16 protein-coding genes and 1 riboswitch are annotated in these 24,557 nt (G+C 72.4%); of the genes, 7 read left to right on the top strand and 9 right to left on the bottom strand.

Annotated features, from left to right (window positions below; genetic code table 11):
• Positions 1–63: 63 nt before the first annotated feature.
• Positions 64–837, bottom strand: coding sequence for an enhanced serine sensitivity protein SseB (locus ABT095_RS11695; RefSeq protein WP_350529170.1), 774 nt, complete (start codon positions 835–837; stop codon positions 64–66).
• 193 nt (positions 838–1,030) lie between these two features.
• Positions 1,031–1,132, top strand: a riboswitch (glycine riboswitch).
• Between the two features lie 201 nt (positions 1,133–1,333).
• Here ABT095_RS11695 and gcvT point away from each other — a divergent pair.
• From gcvT to ABT095_RS11715, 4 genes are all read left to right on the top strand, one after another.
• A complete protein-coding gene (gene gcvT, locus ABT095_RS11700; RefSeq protein WP_350529171.1) occupies positions 1,334–2,455 on the top strand; it encodes a glycine cleavage system aminomethyltransferase GcvT in 1,122 nt (373 codons plus the stop codon).
• An 81-nt stretch (positions 2,456–2,536) separates the two neighbouring features.
• Entirely contained in the window at positions 2,537–2,914 is a 378-nt protein-coding gene (gene gcvH / locus ABT095_RS11705; protein WP_350529172.1) for a glycine cleavage system protein GcvH, read from the top strand.
• A gap of 80 nt (positions 2,915–2,994) precedes the next feature.
• Positions 2,995–4,260, top strand: a complete 1,266-nt coding sequence (gene glyA, locus ABT095_RS11710; RefSeq protein WP_350529173.1) for a serine hydroxymethyltransferase — start codon at positions 2,995–2,997, stop codon at positions 4,258–4,260.
• A gap of 147 nt (positions 4,261–4,407) precedes the next feature.
• Positions 4,408–5,775, top strand: a complete 1,368-nt coding sequence (locus ABT095_RS11715) for an L-serine ammonia-lyase (RefSeq protein WP_350529174.1) — start codon at positions 4,408–4,410, stop codon at positions 5,773–5,775.
• A 202-nt stretch (positions 5,776–5,977) separates the two neighbouring features.
• On the opposite strand, the gene ABT095_RS11720 is transcribed toward ABT095_RS11715, so the two are convergent.
• The 5 genes from ABT095_RS11720 to ABT095_RS11740 all read right to left on the bottom strand — a co-directional run bounded on the left by ABT095_RS11720 (position 5,978) and on the right by ABT095_RS11740 (position 11,896).
• The gene (locus ABT095_RS11720) at positions 5,978–6,466 is read right to left on the bottom strand and encodes an ATP-binding protein (protein ID WP_350529175.1); all 489 of its coding nucleotides are present in this window, start codon (positions 6,464–6,466) and stop codon (positions 5,978–5,980) included.
• Between the two features lie 163 nt (positions 6,467–6,629).
• Entirely contained in the window at positions 6,630–7,844 is a 1,215-nt protein-coding gene (locus tag ABT095_RS11725; protein WP_350529176.1) for a L,D-transpeptidase, read from the bottom strand.
• Positions 7,845–7,877: 33 nt separating this feature from the next.
• Complete coding sequence (locus ABT095_RS11730) at positions 7,878–9,086, bottom strand: L,D-transpeptidase (RefSeq protein ID WP_350529177.1); 1,209 nt, start codon at positions 9,084–9,086, stop codon at positions 7,878–7,880.
• A gap of 145 nt (positions 9,087–9,231) precedes the next feature.
• Positions 9,232–10,482, bottom strand: a complete 1,251-nt coding sequence (locus ABT095_RS11735; protein WP_350529178.1) for a L,D-transpeptidase — start codon at positions 10,480–10,482, stop codon at positions 9,232–9,234.
• Between the two features lie 142 nt (positions 10,483–10,624).
• The gene (locus tag ABT095_RS11740) at positions 10,625–11,896 is read right to left on the bottom strand and encodes a L,D-transpeptidase (RefSeq protein WP_350529179.1); all 1,272 of its coding nucleotides are present in this window, start codon (positions 11,894–11,896) and stop codon (positions 10,625–10,627) included.
• Positions 11,897–12,112: 216 nt separating this feature from the next.
• Between ABT095_RS11740 and glgX the strand changes: the two genes are divergently transcribed.
• Positions 12,113–14,308 carry a glycogen debranching protein GlgX gene (glgX, locus tag ABT095_RS11745; RefSeq protein WP_350529180.1) on the top strand — a complete coding sequence of 732 codons (2,196 nt, stop codon included), beginning with the start codon at positions 12,113–12,115 and terminating at the stop codon, positions 14,306–14,308.
• Here the strand turns inward: glgX and ABT095_RS11750 are convergent.
• Both ABT095_RS11750 and ABT095_RS11755 read right to left on the bottom strand, forming a co-directional pair.
• A complete protein-coding gene (locus ABT095_RS11750; protein ID WP_350529181.1) occupies positions 14,305–15,675 on the bottom strand; it encodes a family 2 encapsulin nanocompartment cargo protein terpene cyclase in 1,371 nt (456 codons plus the stop codon). The genes glgX and ABT095_RS11750 overlap by 4 nt on opposite strands.
• A gap of 19 nt (positions 15,676–15,694) precedes the next feature.
• A complete protein-coding gene (locus ABT095_RS11755; RefSeq protein WP_350529182.1) occupies positions 15,695–17,113 on the bottom strand; it encodes a family 2B encapsulin nanocompartment shell protein in 1,419 nt (472 codons plus the stop codon).
• Positions 17,114–17,353: 240 nt separating this feature from the next.
• On the opposite strand from ABT095_RS11755, the gene ABT095_RS11760 reads away from it, so the two are divergent.
• Both ABT095_RS11760 and ABT095_RS11765 read left to right on the top strand, forming a co-directional pair.
• A complete protein-coding gene (locus ABT095_RS11760) occupies positions 17,354–19,144 on the top strand; it encodes an ABC transporter ATP-binding protein (protein WP_350529183.1) in 1,791 nt (596 codons plus the stop codon).
• The gene (locus ABT095_RS11765; RefSeq protein ID WP_350529184.1) at positions 19,141–20,985 is read left to right on the top strand and encodes an ABC transporter ATP-binding protein; all 1,845 of its coding nucleotides are present in this window, start codon (positions 19,141–19,143) and stop codon (positions 20,983–20,985) included. The genes ABT095_RS11760 and ABT095_RS11765 overlap by 4 nt, the downstream gene beginning before the upstream one ends.
• Positions 20,986–21,079: 94 nt before the next feature.
• On the opposite strand, the gene glgP is transcribed toward ABT095_RS11765, so the two are convergent.
• On the bottom strand, positions 21,080–23,734 hold the full coding sequence (gene glgP, locus ABT095_RS11770) for an alpha-glucan family phosphorylase (RefSeq protein WP_350529185.1): 2,655 nt from the start codon (positions 23,732–23,734) through the stop codon (positions 21,080–21,082).
• Positions 23,735–24,557 lie beyond the last annotated feature (823 nt).

Consider the following 24,557-nt stretch of genomic DNA (forward strand, 5'->3'; position numbering starts at 1 on the left):
GCGCTCCAGCGCACCGCCGCCCGTCGCACTCACCCTGATGCCTTTCGCTCAACGACCGCGCGGCTAACCGCGCGCGTAGAAGGGTCTCACCCGGGTCAGCAACCACTCCACCACCGGGTCGGCGACCGCGTCGAGCAGCACCAGGTTGACGCCCCAGGGCGCCCCCGCGGTTCCGAGCGCGCGCCCGAGCGCGTCGTTGACCTGCGCCGGGTCGGCCGCCGCGTCCAGCTGGACGCCGACGTACAGCACGGCGCTCTCGCCCTCGACGCTGGCCAGCGCCCGGCGCGCGGTCAGCACGCCCGGCTGCTGGGTCAGTTCGGTGATGGCGGCGGCCAGGAAGGCGTACGGCTCCTCGTGCGGAGCCGGCTCGCGCAGGGCGACCCGGGCCCCGTCCGGCTGCTGCTGCCAGCGGTCCCCCTGCGGGCCCCGGCGCAGTTCGCCGACCCCCTCGGGTGGCACCGGGATGCCCACCGGGGCCTCGGGGTTGACGGCGATGCCCACCCCGAGCGGCAGTCCGCGGGCGAACTCCCAGGCCGGGGCGATGGCGAAGGGCATGCCGGGGGCGTGCCGCAGGAAGAGCTCCTGGGAGGAGAAGACGGGTACGTACGGTGCGCCCGCCAGCTCGATGGTGGGCAGGTCGAGCGCGTGGCCGTGGGGGTCGGCGCCGGCCGGCAGCGGGATCCAGATCTGGCTGCGCGCCAGCACCTCGATCACCCGGGGCGTGGCACCGGGGTCACCGAGCGCAGCCGTGAGCACCTGCTCGAGCTCGTTCGCGGGCCAGCCGCCGCCCTCGGTCGTCCAGCCCTGCGCCTGGGTCTCACCCGCCGGGTGTCCCATGCCACCGCCCCTCTGCCCGTCCGTGCCTCGGGGAGAGCCTATCGGCCCGAGCCGTGGCGGCGCCGGGGCTGTGACGGGGCCGTGGCGGGAGTGTGACCTGACAGCGGCGCCGGGCCCCTCTCCCCTCCCCAGCTCCGGGCATGCCATGATGGGCGCGTCCTCCCCGGGGGATGTCAACTCCATATTGGCCGCTCGAACCCGCGCGGGAGAGTCCGGAGTGCCCCCAGGGCACGGCCGGCGCCGAAGGAGCAAGTCCTCCCCGGAATCTCTCAGGCCCCCCTACCGCACGGGCTAGGCACATCTGGAAAGTGGACACGGCCGCGCCGTGCGCCCACCCACGGTGCAAGCCGCCATCCTTGTCCTTGCGGGCAAGTGTGGGCGGTGAAGCTCTCAGGTTGCGACGACAGATGGGGAGAAGCCGCCCCCGCATGCCCGTACGCAGGTCCACGCCCACAGCGTGGCGCCCCTGAGTGCCCAGCCAAGGAGCCATCCCGCCATGTCTGCACCCCGTCTGACCGCGCTCGACGCCCTGCACCGCTCGCTCGGTGCGACGATGACCGACTTCGCGGGCTGGGACATGCCGCTGCGCTACGGCAGCGAGCGCGAGGAGCACCTGGCCGTCCGTACCAAGGCTGGCCTCTTCGACCTCTCGCACATGGGCGAGATCACCGTGACCGGCCCGCAGGCCGGCGAGCTGCTCGACCACGCGCTGGTCGGCTTCATCTCCGCCCTCGGCGAGCTGCGCGCCCGCTACACCATGATCTGCCGCGAGGACGGCGGCATCCTGGACGACCTGATCGTCTACCGCACCGGTGAGACCGAGTACATGGTCGTCGCCAACGCCTCCAACGCCCAGGTCGTGCTCGACGCGCTGACCGAGCGCGCGGCCGGCTTCGACGCCGTGGTGCGCGACGACCGCGACGCCTACGCCCTGCTCGCCGTCCAGGGCCCGGAGGCCAACGGCATCCTCGCCTCGCAGACCGACGCCGACCTGCCCGGCCTCAAGTACTACGCCCTGCTGCCCGCCACCGTCTCGGGCAAGTCCGTCTGGCTGGCCCGCACCGGCTACACCGGCGAGGACGGCTTCGAGATCTTCTGCCGCCCCGAGGACGCCGAGCACCTGTGGCAGGCGCTGACCGAGGCGGGCGCCGGTGCGGGTCTCGTCCCCTGCGGCCTCTCCTGCCGCGACACGCTGCGCCTGGAGGCGGGCATGCCGCTGTACGGGCATGAGCTGAACACCGACCTCACCCCGTTCGACGCGGGCCTCGGCCGAGTGGTCCGCTTCGACAAGACCACCAACAACGGTGAGTTCGTCGGCCGCAAGGCCCTGGAGGCGGCCGCCGCCCAGGCCGAGACCAACCCCCCGCGCAAGCTGGTCGGCCTGGTCTCCGAGGGCAAGCGCGTCCCGCGCGCCGAGTACGGCGTGGTCAGCACCGATGGCACCCCGATCGGGCGGATCACCTCCGGCGCCCCCTCCCCCACCCTGGGCAAGCCGATCGCCATCGCGTACGTGGACGCCGCCCACGCCGAGCCCGGCACCGCCGTGGCCGTGGACGTCCGTGGCAAGCACGAGCCGGTCGAGGTCGTCGCGCTCCCGTTCTACAAGCGCGCCCGCTGAACCTGACCACGTCCCCTGTATGTCCGGTCCGCTCAGCGGACGGCTTCGCCCTACCCTCTTGCGATCCTGGAGAATGACGCCATGAGCAACCCCACCGACCTGAAGTACAGCAAGGAGCACGAGTGGCTGACGGCCGCCGAGGGCGGTGTGTCGACCATCGGCATCACCAAGCACGCGGCCGACGCGCTCGGTGACATCGTCTACGTCCAGCTCCCGGCCGTCGGTGACGAGGTCACCGCCGGTGAGACCTGTGGCGAGCTGGAGTCCACCAAGTCCGTCAGCGACCTGTTCTCGCCGGTCTCCGGCAAGGTCGTCGAGATCAACGACTCCGTCGTGGACGACCCGGCCTCGGTGAACAACGACCCGTTCGGCGACGCCTGGCTGTTCAAGGTCGAGGTCACCGCCGAGCAGGACGAGCTGCTCACCTCCGCCGAGTACGACGCCTTCATCGGCGCCTGAGCCTCCCGCTCGAACCGGGGCGGCCGCAGCGCGGCGGCCGCCCCTGCCTCCCCACGGTCCACACGACGGGAAGACCCACCATGACGGTTCTGAACCAGTCCCTGCACGCGCTCGACCCCGAGATCGCCGCCGCGGTCGACGCCGAGCTGCACCGCCAGCAGACCACCCTCGAGATGATCGCCTCCGAGAACTTCGCCCCCGTGGCGGTCATGGAGGCCCAGGGCTCGGTGCTGACCAACAAGTACGCCGAGGGCTACCCCGGCCGTCGCTACTACGGCGGCTGCGAGCACGTCGACGTGGCCGAGCAGATCGCGATCGACCGGGTCAAGGAGCTGTTCGGGGCCGAGTACGCCAACGTCCAGCCGCACTCCGGCGCCTCCGCCAACCAGGCCGCCCTGTTCGCCATCGCCCAGCCCGGCGACACCATCCTGGGCCTGGACCTGGCGCACGGCGGCCACCTGACCCACGGCATGCGGCTGAACTTCTCCGGCAAGCAGTTCAACGTGGTCGCGTACCACGTCGACGAGGCCGGCCTGGTCGACATGGCCGAGGTCGAGCGCCTCGCCAAGGAGCACCGCCCCAAGGTCATCATCGCGGGCTGGTCCGCCTACCCGCGCCAGCTGGACTTCGCCGAGTTCCGCCGGATCGCCGACGAGGTCGAGGCGTACCTCTGGGTCGACATGGCCCACTTCGCCGGCCTGGTCGCCGCCGGTCTGCACCCGAACCCGGTCCAGTACGCGGACGTGGTCACCTCCACTACGCACAAGACCCTGGGCGGCCCGCGCGGCGGCATCATCCTGGCCAAGCAGGAGTTCGCCAAGAAGCTCAACTCCTCGGTCTTCCCCGGCTTCCAGGGCGGCCCGCTGGAGCACGTGATCGCGGCCAAGGCCGTCTCCTTCAAGGTCGCCGCCTCGGCGGACTTCAAGGACCGCCAGCAGCGCACCCTGGAGGGCGCGAAGGCGCTCGCCGCCCGCCTGCTCGCCGACGACTGCACCGCCGCCGGCGTCTCCGTCCTCTCCGGCGGCACCGACGTGCACCTGGTCCTGGTCGACCTGCGCAACAGCGAGCTGGACGGCCAGCAGGCCGAGGACCGCCTGCACGAGGTCGGCATCACGGTCAACCGCAACGCCGTCCCGAACGACCCGCGCCCGCCGATGGTCACCTCCGGCCTGCGCATCGGCACCCCGGCCCTGGCCACCCGCGGCTTCCAGGCCGAGGACTTCCGCGAGGTCGCCGACGTCATCGCCGAGGCCCTGCTCCCGGGCTTCGACGAGGCCAAGGCCGCCGCGCTGAAGGCCCGCGTCACCGCGCTGGCCGACAAGCACCCGCTGTACCCGAACCTGTAACCAGGTCTTCCCCCGGAAGGCGCGGCCCCTACCCCCGCCTCGCCTTCCGAAACCTCGGGGCACCGCGCACACTGGAAGGTGGAGCGCGGTGCCCCGTCCCATGCTCCCCCTTAGTCCTTCCCACGAGACCAGACAAGGACGTCCCCCGTGGCGCTCAGCGTTTTCGACCTCTTCTCCATCGGCATCGGGCCCTCCAGCTCCCACACCGTCGGCCCGATGCGTGCGGCCCGGATGTTCGCCCGCCGCCTGAAGTCGGAGGGGCTGATCGCCGAGGTCACGGCCGTCCGCGCCGAACTCTTCGGCTCCCTCGGCGCCACCGGCCACGGCCACGGCACCCCGAAGGCCGTCCTGCTCGGCCTGGAGGGCCACTCCCCCCGCACCGTCGACGTCGACCAGGCCGACCTGGACGTCGAGCGGATCAAGGCCGAGAAGCGCCTGAAGCTGCTCGGCACCCACGAGATCGCCTTCGACGCGGACAGCCAGCTGATCCTGCACCGCCGCCGCTCCCTGCCGTACCACGCCAACGGCATGACCCTCTTCGCCTACGACGCGGCCGGGGTGCCCGTCCTGGAGAAGACCTACTACTCGGTCGGCGGCGGCTTCGTGGTCGACGAGGACGCGATCGGCGCCGACCGCGTGGTGCCCGACGACGCCCAGCTGCGCTACCCCTTCCGCACCGGCGAGGAGCTGCTGCGCCTCACCCGCGAGACCGGGCTCTCCATCTCCGGCCTGATGCTGGAGAACGAGAAGGCCTGGCGCAGCGAGGCCGAGATCCGGGCCGGTCTGCTGGAGATCTGGGGCGTGATGCAGGAGTGCGTCGCGGCCGGCATGTCCCGCGAGGGCATCCTGCCGGGCGGGCTGAAGGTCCGCCGCCGCGCCGCCGCCGGGGCCCGTGCCCTGCGCGCCGAGGGCATCGGCCCGGCCAACGCCATGGAGTGGGTCACGCTCTACGCGATGGCCGTCAACGAGGAGAACGCCTCCGGGCAGCGCGTGGTCACCGCTCCCACCAACGGCGCGGCCGGCATCATCCCGGCCGTCCTGCACTACTTCCTCAACTTCATCCCGGGCGCCGACGACGACGGCATCGTCCGCTTCCTGCTCGCCGCGGGCGCGATCGGCATGCTCTTCAAGGAGAACGCCTCCATCTCCGGCGCCGAGGTCGGCTGCCAGGGGGAGGTCGGCTCCGCCTGCTCGATGGCCGCCGGCGGCCTCGCCGAGGTCCTCGGCGGCACCCCCGAGCAGGTCGAGAACGCCGCCGAGATCGGCATCGAGCACAACCTCGGCCTCACCTGCGACCCGGTCGGCGGCCTGGTCCAGATCCCGTGCATCGAGCGCAACGGCATGGCCTCCGTCAAGGCCGTCACCGCCGCCCGGATGGCCCTGCGCGGCGACGGCCGCCACCACGTCTCCCTCGACAAGGCCATCAAGACCATGAAGGAGACCGGCGCGGACATGAAGATCAAGTACAAGGAGACCTCGCGCGGCGGCCTCGCGGTCAACGTCATCGAGTGCTGACCGGCCGGACCCACCGGCGGTGAGCGAGCGGTGAGCCGGCGGCTAGCAGGCGGTTAGCCGGAAGCGGAAGGATTGGGTCCATCGCGACGGAGGCCACCGCCCCGCCGCTCAGGTCGGTGGATCCTCGGGGGAGTCCACCGCCCACGGGGGTGGTGGACTCCGCTTCGTGGTTTCACGGCGGACGGGGGCTCCGCGTCGCCTGTCAGGCCGTGACACGCTCGCGGATCTTGAGCTCGCACCAGACGCCCTTGCCCCGGGGCAGCAGATCCGCCCCCCAGCGCTCGGAGAGCGCCTCCACCAGCACCAACCCGTAGCCGTTCTCGTTGCCCGGCTCGGCGACGATCCGGCAGGGCAGCGCCCGGGAGGAGTCGCGGACCTCGATCCGCAGCTTGCCGGGGGCCCTGGTCAGCCGCAGGCCGATGGTGCGGCCGCCGGCGTGCCGGACGGCGTTGGAGAGCAGCTCGCCGCTCAGCAGCTCGCCGGCCTCCAGCTGCGGGTGCAGCTGGAGGGCCTGCAGGGCGTGCAGGACGACCCGGCGGGCCACCCCGACCAGTTCGGGCCGGGCGGGGAGGAAGACCTCCTCCTCCGCCGCCAGCTCGGCGCAGAAGCGGGCGAAGTGCAGCCGCTCCAGCTCGTCCGGCGGGAGCTGCTCCAGCGACTCCAGCAGCAGCGAGCCGCCGCGTGACACCACGTCACCACCACTCCCCGCTCCGGGAAGTGATGCCCACTCTGCTTCGCCCCAGCCCGCCATGAGCCCATCATCGCGGAACGCGAGCAGCCGCGTACGGACAATGACCAAACGATCACTATTCTGCTGGCATATGCCACCAGCAAGGCTGGTGGTTACCGTGCTGTCACCAGTTGCCCCAGGGGACGTTCCAGCCGCTCAGACCGTTGTCGGGCTCCACCTGGCCGCCCTTGGAGTTGACCACCTTCACCACGTCGCCGACGAGTGAACTGTCGAAGAACTTACCGGCGTCCGAACTCCCGCTGCCCGCTTGGGTGTCGGAGAGGCCGATGCAGCCGTGGCTGGCGTTGTAGGAGCCGAAGGCGTCGCTCCAGTAGTTGCCGTGCACGTAGGTGCCCGAGGTGGTCAGCCGCATCGCGTGCGGCACCTGCAGGTCGTACTCCTCCCCCTTCGCGGAGGTGATGCCCTGCGAGGTCATCCGGGTCGTCCCGGACTTCTCCCCGATCACCATGGTGCCGTTCCAGCTGGCGAAGCCGGGCTTGCCCGCGGTGATGGGGTACGTCGCCGTGACCTGCCCGCCGCGCTCGACCTTCATCTCGTCCGACGAGGCGTCAACCGTCGAGATCTGGGACCGCCCGATCGTGAACGGCTCGTCGGCGTCGACCCCGCCGTAGACGTCCGGCGCGATCTCCACGCCCTTCAGCCGGTAGTGCACCGTCACCTTGGTGTCCGGCTTCCAGTACGACTCGGGCCGGAAGTCCACCCGGCGGCTGCCGAACCAGTGGCCCTTGACCACCGAGCCGTCCGAGGTGTCGAAGGTGATGCCGGCCTCGACGGCCTTCCTGTCCTTGACGTCCCGGTCGAACTCCAGCGAGACGATCATGCCGACCCCGTAGGTGCCCTGGGCGTCGATGTTGTCGTGCGGGCTGGCCTCGTCCTCGGGGGTGAGGGTGGTGAAGCTGCTGGTGGCCGTGGCGGCGAGCCCGGCCTGGTCGGCCGCGGTGGCGTTCACGGTGTACTTCTGGCCGACCGACAGCGCGCCCTTGGGCGCCCAGCCGGAGCCGTCGGCGGTGACGGCCCCGTCGACCGCCCGGCCCTGCTGGTCGGTCACCTTGACGGTGCTCAGCTTGCCGCTCGCCACCGAGACCTTGAGCGCGCCGCCCGGCTTGACGTCCTTGGCCCCGTCGGCCGGCTCGATCTTCACCACGGCGGCCGAGACCGTGGGCCCGGGTGAGGCGGAGGCCGAGGGCGCCTTGCTCCCGGCCCGCGCGGCGGCCGCGTCGGCGCCCGATCCCGAGCCCGATCCGCAGGCCGCCGTCATCAGCACCAGCGCGCCGCCCAGGCCCACGGCGGCCAGCCCCCTGCGCTTGCTGCTCTTCACGTCGTCACTCCCCGTCCGGCAGGCCGCTGCGGCCTACCACGTGCTCCAGTTCATGTTCCAGCCGCTCAGGCCGTTGTCGGGGTCGACGTGCTCCCCGACCGAGTTCTTGATCGTCACGACGTCCCCCACCATCGCGTCCGCGTAGTACTTGCCCGCGGAGGAGTCCTCGCTGCCCGCGTCACCGGGGGCGTCCTGCAGGCCGACGCAGCCGTGGCTGACGTTGGTGCGGCCGAAGACGCTCGGGTCGGACCAGTTGTTGCCGTGCACGTAGGTGCCGCTGTCGGTCAGGCGCAGCGAGTGCGGCACCTTCTCCTTGTACGCGGCACCCTCCAGGCCCGGGACGGTGGAGGAGTCCATCGTCGCCGTGCCCTCCTTCGCCTCGATCACCATGGTGCCGTTGTAGGCGTTCCAGGACTTCGGCTCGGTGCGGCCCGTGCTGATCGGGATCGTCTTGTACGGGGCGCCGTTGCGGGTCACCGTCATGATGTGGGTGGAGGCGTCCACCGTGGAGATCTGCGAGCGGCCGATGGTGAAGGGCTCGTCGCTGTCCACCCCGCCGTACACGCCGGGGGCGATCTCCACGCTCTTCAGCCGGTAGTGCACGGTCACCTTGGCGCCGGTGGGCCAGTACTGCTCGGGGCGGAAGTCCACCCGGCGGTCACCGAACCAGTGGCCCTTGACCACGGCGCCGTTCGAGGTCTCGAAGGTGACGCCCGCCTCGACGGCCTTCTTGTCCTTGACGTCCCGGTCGAAGGTGAGCGAGACGATCATGCCGACGCCGTAGGTGCCCTGGGCGTCGATGTTGTCGTGGGCGCTCGCCTCCTTGGCGGGGGTGAGCGTGGCGAAGCTGCTGGTGGCCGCGGCCACCAGGCCCTTGTCGTCGGTGGCCTGGGCGGCGACCGAGTACTGCTCGGAGACCGAGAGGCTGCCGGTGGGCAGCCAGCTGAGGCCGTCCGCCGAGACCTTGCCCTCGACCGGGCGGCCCTCCTTGTCGGTCACCTTGACGGTGCTCAGCTTGCCGCTGGCCACCGAGACCTTGAGCGCGCCGCTCGGCTTGACGTCGGTGGCGCCGTTGGCCGGCGAGATGCTCACCACGGCCGCCGAGACGGCCGGCTTGCTGGGCGTCGGGGTCTTGCCCGCGCCGCCGGAGGCCGAGCCGCCGCCACTCGAGCTGCAGGCCGCCGTGAGGGCTATCGCCCCGCCGACCACCGCCGCCGTCACACCTCTGCCGATGGACTTCATGCCCCGCTCTCCGATCTCGTTTCCCACGTAGTACACGTCTCAACATGCCCGCCGAGTTGCGCCCGGCCCCGGCGGTTTCTGTCACGAACGAGCAACGGCCCGGCCACCCCCTCACGGGAGCGGCCGGGCCGGGGGCTCCGCTCGGTTACCAGGCGCTCCACGGGAGCGTCCAGCCACTGAGGCCGTTGTCGGCCGAGACGGTCTTGCCGTTCTTGGAGTTCACGATCTTGACCACGTCGCCGACCATCGAGTCGGCGAAGAACTTGCCCGCGGTCGAGCCGTCGTCGCCGCCCTTGGCGTCCTGCATCGAGATGCAGCCGTGGCTGGCGTTGCTCTTGCCGAAGAAGTTGCTCCAGTAGTTCCCGTGCACGTAGGTGCCCGAGGCGGTCAGCCGCATCGCGTGCGGCACGTCCGGCACGTCGTACTCGGAGCCCACCACGTTGGCGACGGTCGCGGAGTTCATCCGGGTGACCTTCTCCTTGGAGGAGATCACCATGGTGCCGTTCCACGACGGGTTGTCGTCGTTGCCGCCCGTGATCGGGATGGTGGTGGTCGAGCCGCCCTTCTTGACCGTCATCATGTCGGTCGCCAGGTCGGCGGTGCTGATCTTGGAGCGGCCGATGGTGAACGGCTCGTCCCGGTCCACGTCACCGTACACGCCGGGCGAGACCTCGACGCTCTTCAGCTTGTAGTGGATGGTCACCTTGGTGCCCGGCGCCCAGTACTTCTCGGGGCGGAAGTCGAGGCGCGTGCTGCCGAACCAGTGGCCCTTCACCTGGGTGTGGTCGCTGGCCTCGATGGTGATGCCCTTGAGCACGTCGGCCTTGTTCTTGATCGCCTTGGTGAAGTTGACCGAGACGATCATGCCGACGCCGTAGGTGCCGTTGTCGGAGATGTTGTCCGTGGCGGCGGCCACCTTGGCCGGGGTCAGCGTGGTGAAGCTGCTGGTCGCGGCGGAGACCAGCCCGGCCGAGTCCTTGGCCTGCGCGCTCACGTGGTACGAGGTGCCGACCGCGAGAGCGGCGCTGGGCTTCCAGCTGAGGCCGTCGGCGGATATGTCGCCCGCGACGGCGGCGCCGTTCTTGTCCGTCACCTGGACGGCGGTCAGGGTGCCGCTGGCCACGCTCACCGAGAGCGCGTCCTTCGGTGAGACGTCCGCGGAGCCGTCCTTCGGCAGCACGGTCAGCACCGCGGCCGAGGTCTTGGGCGCCTCCGAGCTCGGCGCGGCCGCGGGCTTGTCGCCACCGCCGCCGCCGGCGGCGGCGGTGCCGCCCCCGCCCGAGCCGCCGCAGGCCGCCGTCAGCAGCAGCGCGCCGCCCACGGCCAGGGCCACGCCCGCACGGCGCCCAGGCCGGCTCTTCCTCAGTGCGACGTCGGCCGCTATGACGGGCTTCACAGTTCCGCTCCCCTCCCGGTTGTCCACGGTGGTAACACGCGTCGTCCGCCGGAACAGTTGCACCGGGCCCTGCTTCAACCGCGCGGGTCGCCAGGATAACCGTGCGGTTCGGATGGATCTTCGGCGGGAGGGCCGTGAAAGGTCAGTGAACTCCCGGCGCGGTGGCCGAGGCACTGCCCGAGGGGCTCGCGGAGGCGGACGGACCGGCCGTGGCGGTGGCCGAGGGTGCCGCCGGGCCGGCCTTGACCCACTGCGCCCAGGGCAGGTTCCAGTCGTTCAGCCCGTTGTCCGGCGGCACGGTGTCCCCGTCCTCGCCACGGACCTCGATCACGTCCCCGATGATCGAGTTGGTGTAGAACCAGCCCGCCGGGGTGTCCGTCGAGCCGCCCTTGGCGTCGGCCAGGCCGATGCAGCCGTGGCTGGTGTTGGCGCTGCCGAAGACGGACCGGTCGGCCCAGTAGTTGCCGTGCACGAAGGTGCCGCTCGCGGTCAGCCGCATCGCGTGCGGCACGTCCTTGATGTCGTACTCGTCACCCATCCCCACCGTCTGCGAGTTCATCCTGGTCACCTCGTACTTCTCCGAGATCACCAGCGCGCCGAGGTAGGTGCTGTGCTCCGGGCTGCCGCCGGAGATCCGCAGGGTGCGCAGCACCCGCCCGTCCTGCCGGACGGTCATGGTGTGCGCGTCCAGGTCGGCCACGCTCACCTGGGCCCGGCCGACGGTGAAGTGCACCTCCTTGGCCTGGGTGCCGTACTCCCCCGGGGCGCCCTGCACGTCCTTGAGCCGCAGTGCGAGGGTGACCTTGGTGCCCGCCGCCCAGTACTTCTCGGGGCGGAAGTCGAGGCGCTGGCTGCCGAACCAGTGGCCCACCACCGGCACCGGAGGGTCGGCGGTCACGCTGACGGCCTGCTCCACGGTGGCCCGGTCGGCGATCGGCCGGGTGAAACGGAGCGAGACGGGCATGCCGACGCCGACCGTGGAGCCGTCCTCCGGGGTGAAGAAGGCGGCGAAGGTGTGCGCGGGGCCGACGGTGGTGAAGGCGGTGTGCTGGGCGGCCCGCAGCCCGGCGGCGTCCTCGGCGACGCTGTCCAGCGTGTACGGGGTGGCCGGCGCCAGGTGGCCCTCGAAGGTCCAGCTGGCGCCGTCCGGGGCGATCTTCCCGGTGAGCGCGGCGCCGGCCGAGTCGGCCAGCCTGACCGAGACCAGCCTGCCCTGGGCCACCACGACCTTCACCGGAGCGTCGGCCGGCACGTCCTGGCTGGCGTCCTTCGGCGTGGCCGTGATCACGGCCTGCGAGACCGGCGGCGAGGACGACGCGGCGGCGTCCCCGCTGGCCGCCTTCGGCGCGCCCCCGGAGCAGGCGGTGAGCAGGCACAGCCCCAGACCAGCCGTGCGCCGACCCCAGCTCCCCATCCCCCGGCCCTTTCGTCCACACCGATGCCACCGCCGGGAACAACGACCGCGACCCCGGCAGGACACGACCGGCGATTGCACCCGAGCGGCCCGATTCGCCGTACAGAATGATTCACACCCCGTCACATCTCGGTCACCGACGTGACAGTGGCAGCCGTTCAGGGAACAAGAGGAGAGCGGGGCACGGGCCTCCCCGCGCTGGGAGGGGTGCGGGCGATGACGGCGTGGCAGGAGCTGCAGCGGGAGACGCGTGCCGGTGCGCAGGCCCACCGGGCGCCCGACGCGCCCTGGCCCGGCAGCTGGCAGCCGCTCGGCGCCCGGTGCCACACCACCAGGGAGGGGGTGCGGGGCACCAACTTCGCGCTCTGGGCCCCGGCGGCCGAGGCCGTCGAGCTGTGCCTCTTCGACGAGCAGGGGCAGGAGGGCAGACACCCGCTCACCGAACGCACCTTCCAGACCTGGCACGGCTTCCTCCCCGGCGTGCGGCCCGGCACCCGCTACGGCTACCGCGTGCACGGCCGGTGGGACCCGTGGACGGGCGCCCGGTGGAACCCGGCCAAGCTGCTGCTCGACCCCTACGCCCGTGCGGTGGACGGAAGTTACACCACCCACGACGCCACCTGCGCCTCCGTCCGGGCCTGGCCCGAGCGGGAGGCGGCCGACACCGTCCGGGACAACCGGGACTCGGCGCCGTACGTGCCCAAGGCCGTGGTGGTGGACGATGACGACGACTGGTACGACGACCAGCGCCCCAAGACGCCCTGGGCCGAGACGGTGCTCTACGAGCTGCACGTGCGCGGCTTCACCATGCGCCACCCCGGCATCCCCGAGCAGCTGCGCGGCACCTACGCGGGCCTCGCCCACCCGGCCGCGATCGAACACCTCACCCGCCTCGGCGTCACCGCCGTCGAGCTGCTGCCGGTGCACCACCACGTCAGCGAGGACCACCTCCAGCAGCGCGGGCTGGCCAACTACTGGGGGTACAACACCCTCGGCTTCTTCGCCCCGCACGCCGGGTACTCCTCCTCCGGCACCCGGGGCCAGCAGGTCGGCGAGTTCAAGCGGATGGTCCGGGCGCTGCACGCGGCCGGCATCGAGGTGATCCTCGACGTGGTCTACAACCACACCGCCGAGGGCGGGGTGGACGGCCCGGCGCTCAGCCTGCGCGGGATCGACAACGCCGGCTACTACCGGCTCGACCGCAGCCGCCGCGGTTACGCCGACTACACCGGCTGCGGCAACACCCTGGACACCCGCCAGCCGCACACGGTGCGGCTGATCACCGACTCGCTGCGGTACTGGGTCACCGAGATGGGCGTGGACGGCTTCCGCTTCGACCTGGCCGCCGCCCTGGCCCGGGGCAGCGACGGCGTCGAGATGCACCACCCCTTCCTCGGCGCCGTCTCGCAGGACCCGCTGCTCAGCCGGGTCAAGCTGATCGCCGAGCCCTGGGACGTCGGCCCCGGCGGGTACCAGGTCGGCGGCTTCCCGCCGCTGTGGGCCGAGTGGAACGACAAGTACCGCGACACCGTCCGGGACTTCTGGCGCGGCGCCCGGCCGGACGTGCGCGAGCTGGGCTACCGGCTCTCCGGCTCCTCCGACCTCTACCAGCGCGGCGGCCGCCGCCCGTACGCCTCGGTCAACTTCGTCACCGCCCACGACGGCTTCACCCTGCGCGACCTGGTCTCCTACAACGGCAAGCACAACGAGGCCAACGGCGAGCAGAACCGGGACGGCACCGACGACAACCGCTCCTGGAACTGCGGCGCGGAGGGCGAGACCGCCGATCCCGCGATCCACGCCCTGAGGGTGCGTCAACTCCGCAACCTGATGGCCACCCTGCTCCTCTCCACCGGCGTGCCGATGATCACGGCCGGGGACGAGCTGGGCCGCACCCAGGGCGGCAACAACAACGCCTACTGCCAGGACAGCCCGGTCAGCTGGCTGGACTGGTCACTCCTGGAGCAGCCCGAGTGGCGCGAACTGGCCGAGCTCACCGCGAAGTTGATCCGGCTGCGGCGGGAGCACCCGGTGCTGCGGCAGCGGGCCTTCTTCTCCGGCCAGGCCGCCGGGCCGGGCGGGCAGCGCGATCTGGCCTGGTTCACCACCCGGGGGCGGGAGATGACCGAGGCCGACTGGTTCACCCCGACGGCGGCGCTCGGGATGCTGCTCTCCGGCACCGCGATGTCCGAACGCGACCAGCACGGCTGCCCGTTGACGGACGACAGCTTCCTGCTGCTGCTCAACGCCGGCGAGCGGCCGACCGCCTTCACCCTGCCCGGCGAGCCCTGGGCCTGCCGGTTCCAGCTCCTGGTCGACACGGCGACGCCCACCTCCGAGGAGTCGCTCACCGCCGGGGCGGTGACCACCCTCCAGGGCCGTTCGCTCCAACTGCTGCGGGTCGGCGGCTAGCTGGCGGCCCGGTAGCGGGCCGAGCCGGCGTGCCACTCCCGGCTGCCGCCGAGCCAGGCCCAGACGCCGAGCAGGAAGCGCTTCAGCGCCGGCGAGCCGGTGAGCACCAGCGCCGCCGCCTCCGTCTCGAAGGTCACCACCAGCTCGTCGTGCACCTGCACCGCCCGCTCGACGGCCTCCGCCGCCGAGCAGCGCTCCTCGACGGCGATCAGCGCGGGCAGGTTGTAGTCCAGACCGGACGGGTCGGCCTCCTTGGCCAGCGAGTAGAGGTCGTTGACCAGGGTGCTCGCGGTGGCGGCCATGGTCAGGGCCCGCCGCACCCGCGGGTCGGCGTACTCCTCGAGCGGGAGGCCGTAGCCGCCGACCACGTCGGTCAGCGTGATGCAGGGCAGGAAGCTGTTGACTTGGCGGCCCGCCAGGTACTCCCAGACCGGCGGCCGGTAGGCCGAGTTCCGCCAGGCGGCCTCGGCGCCGTACCCGACGAAGAGCAGCGCGACCTCCTGCCGGAACCGGGCCAGTTGGGCCGGGCTCGCGTACCGGGCCAGGTGGTCGGTGGCCGAGCGGAAGGCGCGCAGCACCGAGTCCTCCTGGATGCCGCCGTGCAGCCCCAGGGCGTACCTGGGCGGCAGGTTGGCGGGGGCGACGGCGGCGTCGGCCACCATCAGCCGGGCGCCGAGCAGTTGGCCGGCCCCCTCGCTGCCCACGTCGGCGCAGTAGTAGTCGTCGCTGGCCCACTCGGCCAGCGCGCACTTGGCGGCGGCGAGCAGCCGGTCCGGGTCGTCGGTGTCGGGGTGGGCGAGCATCAGCAGCCGACCGAAGTCGGCCTCCCGGACGCGCTCGAGGCGGCCCTGGTAGATCCCGACCTGCTCGGCCCAGGCGACCAGCCGCTCGTTGACCACCGCGGCCAGCGCCGGATCGTCCCGCAGGGCGGGCGGGCAGTGCAGCACCGGCCCGCCCGAGCGCTCGGCCCGAGGCTGCCGGGACGCCCCGGGCAGCGCGGTGGCACCGCCGTGCTCGGGGCCCCCGGACGGCCGGGCGCCCCCGGCCGCTTCGCGCCGCCCGGCCGCCCCGGTGCTCCCCGGCGGCCCGGCGGCACCGGGCAGCCTGGTCGCGCTGGTCGCCGACCCGGCCGGCCCCTGACCGGCCGGGGCCCGGAGGCCGGCAGGTGCCCCCCGGGTGCCTGCCCAGGGCCGCTCCGGCGCCCCGGTGAGCAGCGCCGAGGCCGCCGTGCCCAGGCCGCTGGGGCCGGGGGCACGCCAGCCGAGCCCCGGCCAGCCCGGGCGCTCCGGCCCGGTGAGCAGCGCCCGGACCAGCCCCGCCACCTCGTCGGCGGCGGCGGGCGCGAGCACCCGCGTCAGCAGCGACACCTGCCTACCTCCCTCTCAGTCAGTCGCGCGGGAGCGCGACTTCCACGTTCTCCAGCAGACCGATCGCGTCCGGCACCAGCACGGCCGCGGAGTAGTAGGCGCTGACCAGGTAGGAGATGATCGCCTTCTCGTCGATGCCCATGAAGCGCACGTTCAGCCCGGGCTCGTACTCGTCGGGGATGCCGGTCTGCCAGAGGCCGACCACGCCCTGGTTCTCCTCGCCGGCGCGCACCGCGATGATCGAGCTGGTGTGCCCGCCGACCACCGGGATCTTGCCGCAGGGCAGCAGCGGCACCCCGCGCCAGGCGGGCAGGTGGTGGCCGCCGACCTCGATGCCGCTGAAGTAGAGGCCGCGCTTGTTGCACTCGCGCCCGAAGGCGGCGATCGCGCGCGGGTGCGCGAACAGGTGGGTGGTGTCGCGGCGCATCGAGAGCAGCTCGTCCAGGTCGTCCGGGGTGGGCGGGCCGGAGTGGGTCTGGATCCGCTGGTCGTAGTCGGCGCTGTGCAGCAGGCCGAAGTCGCGGTTGTTGACCAGCTCGAACTCCTGGCGCTCGCGCAGCGCCTCGATGGTGAGCTTCAACTGCTGCTCGGTCTGGTTCATCGGGTCGTTGTAGAGGTCGGCGACCCGGCTGTGGATCCGCAGCACCGTCTGCGCGACGCTCAGCTCGTACTCGCGCGGCTTGAGCTCGTAGTCCACGAAGGTGCCGGGCAGCTCGTACTCGCCCTCGTGGCCGGCGGCCAGCTCGATCGCGGCCTCGCCGTGCACGTTCTGGGACTGCTGGGCCCCGGCCAGGTACTGCAGGATCGCGTCCCGCAGCGCCGGGGAGCGCTCCTCCAGCTCCTGGAAGGCCGGCCAGGCGAGCGTCATGACGGTGGCGGCGGTGGCGGCCTTCACGGTGTACGGCCAGACCGGCTCGGGCGAGAGCAGGGCTTCGTCGCCCAGGTGGTCGCCGTCGGCCAGGTGGCCGATCACGGCCGTCTCGCCGTACTTGCCCACCCCGATCCGGTCGACCTTGCCGTGGGCGATGAGGTAGACCTCCTGGATCGGGGCGCCGCGCTCGATCAGCACCTCGCCCGCCGCGAGGTCGCGCTGGACGAACCGGCTCGCCAGCTCCTCGAGCACCGCGTCGTCGTCGAAGCCGCGCAGCACCGGCACCTCGCGCAGCGAGGGCGGCACCACCCGCACCTCGGCACCGGTCTTGACGAAGCTCACCCGGCCCCGGCCCACCGCGTAGCTGAGCCGCCGGTTGACCCGGTAGGTACCACCGTTGACCTGGACCCACGGCAGCGAGCGGCTGACCCAGCGCGAGCTGATGCCCTGCATCTGGGGCTCGGACTTGGTCGTGGTGGCAAGGTTCCGCGCCGCGATCGTGCTGAGGCTGAGCTGCGTCCGCTCGCCCTGCGACATCTCCGGAGCTGGACCCGTCTCGACCGACATGGGCTTCCTCTACCTCTCGTTGGCTGGCGTACCGACGGATTCATGCAAGCGTGTGATGACGCTGAGTCACAACCCTTGACCGATGCATCCCGCCAGTCGCGCGCCCCCCTTCTGCCAAACGCGCCTCAAGCACTCCCGACGCCGGGTTTTGGCCGGATTCCAACGGCGTGCTGCGCGGCTCTCCGTCAGGTGTGAAAAACCAGATGAGAAATGTCGGCCGCCCGGCCTACCCTCACCGCGATGGCCGAGAAACCCGCACCCCAGCCCCCGCGCCGGTCCACCGTGCGCTCCCTGCTGCGCCTGTGGCCCTACGCGCGGCAGGCGCGCTGGCACATCCTGGGGTCGACGGTGGCGGCCGCCCTGGCCTCCGGCAGCGTGCTGCTCGTCCCGCTGGTGCTGGAGCGGATCGTGGACGGGCCGGTCGCCCACCACGACTACGCAGGGCTCTGGGCGCCGGCCGGGCTGCTCCTGCTGCTCGGCATGGCCGAGGCCTGCCTGTTCGGCATCCGCCGGGTGATCGTGGCCCGCCCGCTGTCCAAGGTCGAGGCGACGCTGCGCGGCGACCTCTTCGCCAAGCTCCAGCGGCTGCCGGTCGCCTTCCACGACCGCTGGCCCTCCGGCCAGCTGCTCTCCCGGGCCACCTCCGACCTGTTCACCATGCGGCTCTTCCTGGCCTTCCCGCTGGTCTTCCTGATCGTCAACTCGACGGTCTTCCTGGCCGGCACCTCGCTGATGTTCGTCATCGACTGGCGGCTCGGACTGATCACCCTGCTGCCCGCCGTGCCGCTGCTGGTGCTCACCCGCTACTTCGAGTCGCGCTACTCGCTGGCCGCCCGCCGCTCGCAGGACCAGAACGGCGACCTCGCCACCCTGATCGAGGAGTCCGTCCTCGGCATCCGCATCCTCAAGGCCTTCGGCCGGCACCGCACCATGGCCGAGCACTTCCGCGACCGCAGCGCCGCGCTGCGCGAGACGGAGATCCACAAGGCCGGCCTGCTGGCCAACCTCTGGGCCGTCATCGTCGGCCTGCCGGAGCTCGCGCTCGGCTGCGCGCTGGCCGTGGGCGCCGTGCGGGTCGCGCACGACGAGCTGACGGCGGGCGCACTGGTCGCCTTCCTCTCCACCGCGCTCGCCCTGCGCTGGCCGGTCGAATCGCTCGGCTGGCTGCTCGCGTACGCCAACGAGGCCGCCACCGCGACCGACCGCTACTTCGAGGTGATGGACGAGCCCGAGCCCGCCGAGCCCGGCTCCGGCCTGCCCGCCGCCGAGGACCGCGGCATCCGCTTCTCGGGCGTCAGCTTCCGCTACCCCGACGCCCCCGCCGACTCGCCCGACCTGCTGCGCGGGATAGACCTGCACATCCGCCCCGGCGAGACGATGGCCCTGGTCGGCGCGACCGGCAGTGGCAAGACCACCCTGACCGCGCTGCTGCCCCGCCTCTACGAGGCCACCGCCGGATCGATCACCCTGGACGGCACCGACATCCGGGACATCACCAAGCCGCGCCTGCGCGAGCTGGTCGCGGTGGCCTTCGAGGAGCCCACCCTGTTCTCCGCCTCCGTCCGGGAGAACGTCCTGATGGGCGCCCCGGAGGCCGGCGAGGAGCGGCTGGCCGCCGCCCTGCGCACGGCGCAGGCGCAGTTCGTCGAGCGGCTGCCCGAGGGCGCCGCCACCGAGGTCGGCGAGCAGGGGCTGAGCCTCTCCGGCGGCCAGCGCCAGCGCCTCGCGCTGGCCCGCGCCGTGGTCGGCGAGCCCGGCTTCCTGGTCCTGGACGACCCGCTCTCCGCCCTGGACGTGCAGACCGAGGCCCTGGTCGAGCAGGCGCTGCGCCAGGTGCTCGGCTCCACCACCGCGCTGGTGGTCGCCCACCGGCCCAGCACCGTCATGCTGGCCGACCGCGTCGCGGTGCTCGAGGACGGCCGGATCAGCGCCGTCGGCACCCACCAGGAGCTGCTGCGCAGCTCCGCCACCTACCGCCACCTGATGACGGGCGAGGCCGCCCCTGCTCTGGAGGGGAGCCCCGCGCGATGACCACCACCCTCGAACCGCCCGCCGACACCGAGGAGCTGCCGCCGGCGGGGGCGACGAAGGACCATGACGACGAGGACATCCCCGTCCCGCCCGGCGCACCCCGCCGCCTGCTCGGCGAACTGCTCGGGCCGCACCGGCGCCGGATCACGATCGCGATGCTGGTCATCCTGCTCCAGCAGGCCGCCCAGCAGTCCGGCCCGCTGCTGGTCGCCTTCGCGATGGACCAGGGCATCCCCGCCCTGCGCGAGCACCGGGCCGGCCCGCTGATCGCCGTGGTCGCGGCCTACCTGGGCTGCGCCGCGATCGCCACCGTGCTCCAGCGCTCCTTCATCCGGCTCAGCGGCCGGATCAACCAGGACATCCTGCTGACCCTGCGCGGCCGGATCTTCGCCCACGCCCAGCGGCTCAGCCTGGACTTCCACGAGCGCTACACCTCGGGCCGGATCATCTCCCGCGCCACCAGCGACGTGGACGCCCTGCGGGAGCTGCTCAACGAGGGCCTGCAGGAGATCCTGACCGTCTGCCTGTCGGTCTGTTACATCACCGTGGTCCTGCTGGTGATGGACTGGCGGCTCGGGCTGGCCTCGGTGGCCGCCTTCCTGCCGCTGTACCTGATCGTCCGTTCGTTCCGGCGCCGCTCGCTGGCGGTCTACCGCCGCTCGCGCACCGCCGTCGCCTCGGTGATCGTCCGCTTCACCGAGACCATGAACGGCATCCGGCCGGTGCAGGCCTTCCGCCGCGAGGCCGCCAACGAAGCGGCCTTCGAGGAGGCCAACCGGACCTCCGCCACCGCCACCGCCGACGGCTTCCTGGAGATGGCCCGGTACGTCTTCCTCTCCCGGGCCACCGCCAACCTGTGGATCACCGGCGTCGTGGTGCTCGGCGCCCTGCTGGTCACCGACGGCGGCCTGCAGCTCGGTGTGCTCGCCGCCTTCGTGCTCTACCTGCGCCGCCTGTTCGACCCGATCGACCACCTGGCGATGTTCCTGAACAGCTACCAGTCGGCGGGCGCCGCCCTGGAGAAGATCGCCGGCCTGCTGGCCCACGAGCCCACCGTGGCCGAGCCCACCACACCGGCCGAGCTGCCCGCCGTCTCCTCCGGCAAGGGCCGCGAGGTCTCCTTCGAGGGCGTCCGCTTCGCCTACCGGACGGGCAAGGAGGTCCTGCCCCGCTTCGACCTCCTCCTCCCGGCCGGGCAGACCACCGCCGTGGTCGGCGCCACCGGCGCGGGCAAGTCCACCCTGGCCAAGCTGCTCGCCCGGTTCTACGACCCGACCAGCGGCCGCGTCCTGCTGGACGGCGTGGACCTGCGGCAGCTGGCCACGGCCGACCTGAGGCGCGGCGTGGTCATGGTGACGCAGGAGTCCTTCCTCTTCTCCGGCACCGTGGCCGAGAACATCGGCGTCGGCCGCCCCGGGGCCTCCCGCCAGGAGATCGAGGACGCCGCGCGCGAGATCGGCGCGTACGAGTTCATCGCCGCCCTCCCCGAGGGCTTCGACACCGACGTCCGCAAGCGCGGCGGCCGCATCTCCGCCGGCCAGCGCCAGCTGGTGGCCTTCGCCCGGGCCCTGCTCGCGGACCCCGCGGTCCTGATCCTGGACGAGGCCACCTCCTCGCTGGACGTCCCCGGCGAACAGGCCGTCCAGCACGCCATGAAGACCGTCCTGGCCGGCCGCACCGCCGTGATCATCGCCCACCGCCTCTCGACGGTCGAGATCGCCGACCGCGTCCTGGTCATGGACCAGGGCCAGATCGTCGAGGACGGCTCCCCGGCCGAGCTCATCTCCGGCGAGGGCCGCTTCGCCGGCCTGCACCAGGCCTGGCGGGACAGTTTGGTCTAGTCGGGCAGCGCCCCGGGGGGCGCTGGGAACTGCGCGACCAGCCATGCACCTCCGTGCACGGTTGCGCGCGCCGTCCCCCGCGCCCCTGCTGTGGTTACCGCAGGACGCCGGTGTCCATCCCCCCGGCCTCCGCCGGCAGGGCGACCAGCCCCAGCTCCGCCGTCGAGGCCAGCAGGTGGTGCGACGGCAGGACCCGCACGGTGTACCCGAACGGCCCCGTCCGCCCCAGCTCCAGGGAGCCTTCGTAGCGGTAGCGCCCGTCCAGGTCCGGCCCGCCGACGGGCTTGAGGGCCAGCGCGACCGCCTCCGACAGGCTGTCCGTCTCGTCCACCCGCCCGGAGACCACCTGGACCTCGACGTCCGAAGGCTCAAGGGCTCCCAGCGAGACCGAGACCCGCAGCGTCAGCGTGCTGCCGAGCTCCTGCGCCTCCAACGGCCCGTCCGCCTCGACGTGCTCGACCCGCACCGCGGGCCAGGCGGCCCGCACCCGCGCCTTCCACTCCGCCAAGGCACCGGCCCCGCCCCCGGCCAGCTCCCGCTGCGCCGAGGCGGCCGGAGCGTACAGCCGCTCCACGTACTCCCGGACCATCCGGCCGGCCAGCACCTTCGGCCCGAGGGTGACCAGCGTGTGCCGGACCATCGCGATCCACCGGTGCGGCAGCCCGTCCGAGGCCCGGTCGTAGAACCGCGCCGCGACCTGGTGCTCGATCAGGTCGTACAGGGCGGCGGACTCGATGTCGTCCCGCCGCTCCGCCTCCTTGCTCTCCGGGTCCATGGTGGACTCGACGCCGTCGGCGGTCGGAATGGCCCAGCCGTTCTGCCCGTCGTACCACTCGTCCCACCACCCGTCGAGCACCGAGAGGTTGAGGCAGCCGTTCAGCGCGGCCTTCATCCCCGAGGTGCCACAGGCCTCCAGCGGCCGCAGCGGGTTGTTCAGCCAGACGTCGCACCCGGGGTACAGGTGCTGCGCCATCGCCATGTCGTAGTCCGGCAGGAACACGATCCGGTGCCGCACCGCCGGGTCGTCAGCAAAAGCGACCAGCTGCTGGATCAGCCGCTTGCCCCCGTCGTCGGCCGGGTGCGCCTTGCCCGCCACCACGATCTGGATCGGGTGTGTCGGGTGCAGCAGCAGCGAGCGCAGCCGGGCCTGGTCCCGCAGCATCAGCGTCAGCCGCTTGTACGAGGGCACCCGCCGCGCGAAGCCGATCGTCAGCACGTCCGGGTCCAGCACCGACGAAACCCACCCGAGCTCAGCCTCCCCCGCGCCGCGCTGGCGCCAGGACTCGCGCAGCCGCCGCCTGGCCTCCTCGACCAGCTGGGCCCGCAGGGCCCGCCGCAGCTCCCAGATCTCGCCGTTGGCGATCTTCTCCAGGCCCGTCCAGCGCCTGGCCTCGCCGGTCATCATGGCCTGCTCGGCCCGCTCCAGGCCCAGCTCGGCCGCGCCGAGCCGCACCACGGCCGGGTCGATCCAGGTGGGCGCGTGCACGCCGTTGGTGACGGAGGTGATGGGCACCTCGGCGGCGTCGAAGCCCGGCCAGAGGCCGTTGAACATGCCCCGGCTGACCTCCCCGTGAAGCGTTGAGACCCCGTTGGCCCGCTGAGCCAGCCGCAGGCCCATCGCGGCCATGTTGAAGAGCTTCGGGTCGCCGCCCGCCCAGCTCTCCCCGCCGAGCGCGAGCACCTCCTCCACCGGTACGCCGGGCAGCGCCGCGTCGCCGCTGAAGTGCCGGGCGACCAGCTCGCGGTCGAAGCGGTCGATGCCGGCGGGCACCGGGGTGTGGGTGGTGAAGAGCGTGCCGGCCCGGACGGCCTCCAGCGCGGGGGCGAAGCCGAGGCCCTCGGCGGCCAGCTCGCGGATCCGCTCGACGCCGAGGAAGCCGGCGTGGCCCTCGTTGGTGTGGAAGACCTCGGGGGCGGCGTGCCCGGTGAGGCGGCAGTAGGTGCGGACGGCCCGGACACCGCCGATGCCGAGCAGCATCTCCTGCAGCAGCCGGTGCTCGCTGCCGCCGCCGTAGAGCCGGTCGGTGACGTTGCGGTCGGCCGCCGTGTTGGACTCGATGTCGGAGTCGAGCAGCAGCAGCGGCACCCGCCCGACCTGGGCCTTCCAAATGTGGGCGGCCAGGGTGCGCCCGCCCGGCAGGGCGAGGTCGATCCGGCAGGGGGTGCAGTCCGCCTCGCGGAGCAGGCTGACGGCCAGCTCGTCCGGGTCGAGCAGCGGGTAGCGCTCCTGCTGCCAGCCGTCCCGGGAGAGGGACTGGCGGAAGTAGCCGTGCCGGTAGAAGAGACCGACACCGATGATCGGCACGCCGAGGTCGCTGGCGGCCTTGAGGTGGTCCCCGGCGAGGATGCCGAGGCCGCCGGAGTACTGCGGCAGCGCGGCGGCGATGCCGTACTCGGGTGAGAAGTAGGCGATGGCGGCGGGCAGGGGGCTGCTGCCGTCACCGGGCGGGAGCGCGGTCTGGTACCAGCGCGGTCCGGTCAGGTAGTCGCGCAGGTCGTCGGAGAGATCGCCCAGTCTGCGGAGGAAGCGGCGGTCGGCGGCCAGTGCCGCCAGCCTTTCCGCCGGTACCTCGCCGAGCAGCCGTACCGGGTCCTCGCCGACCGCCGCCCAGACCTCCGGGTCGACGGAGCGGAACAGCTCCCTCGTCTCGGGGTGCCAGGACCAGCGGAGATTCAGGGCGAGTTCGTGCAGCGGCTGGAGTTGTTCGGGCAGGACGGTGCGCACGGTGAATCTGCGGATTGCCTTCACGGCGTGCAGCCTAGACCCGGCGAGGGAGGTGATGGTGCGTCAAATGTGCCTCAGGGCACCCGTTCGGGCCATTGATGAGATCACAGCGGGCGCACTTCACGGCGCACAGGGCGCAGGGGGGCGCATTTGCCTGATCGCGAGCGCTCCCTGCATATGAACAGCCGACGGCGAATGCGTTTCCACTGGCCGATACGCCTCCGGATACCGTCCGAAATCACTCGCTTACCGCACCGTAGGGCTTGCCGGTGATGCGAGGATGCACAAAGGTCGTTGGTGCTGCGGGGAGTGCGATCCGGATGGCGCCCCCTGCTGCCCCACGCCCGGACTTCTCTCCGTCGGTCCCGACCGATTCACCGTCACCTCCGCGGTCCCTTTAGCCCATTCGGCCCCAGCGTGCCTGTCAGGCGTGTCCACATCCCTCATCCGGTCGTTTTTCGGGTGGGTCGGGTCACTCCGGGGCGCGCCCGTGGGCCGCACGCCGGGACGCGCGCTGCCGCGGCGGCGGAGTGGGAGTCCGGTCGCACGTCCTCCCCTTCACCCAGCAGTCCTCCCGGTACTCCCCGGCCCCCGCACACGGCCTCGGGAGCTGCCGCCGATCTCGGGCAGGAGCTTGGCATGCACGGCGACACGCGGGACACGTCCACCTCGGCGGTCGACCGCCCCGACGCCCCGTCAGGAGTGGAGCCACCTCTACCGGCCCCGCGCGCCCCCCGGCGGACGGCCGGACGCAAGGCCGCCGCCACCGCGAGCCCGCAGACTGCCACCAAAGCCGCAAGCACGGCCGCGCGCAAGACCACCACCCCCCGCAAGGCCGCGGCTGCCG

It is taken from the genome of Kitasatospora sp. NPDC002227, from assembly GCF_040296285.1.
GTDB lineage: Bacteria > Actinomycetota > Actinomycetes > Streptomycetales > Streptomycetaceae > Kitasatospora.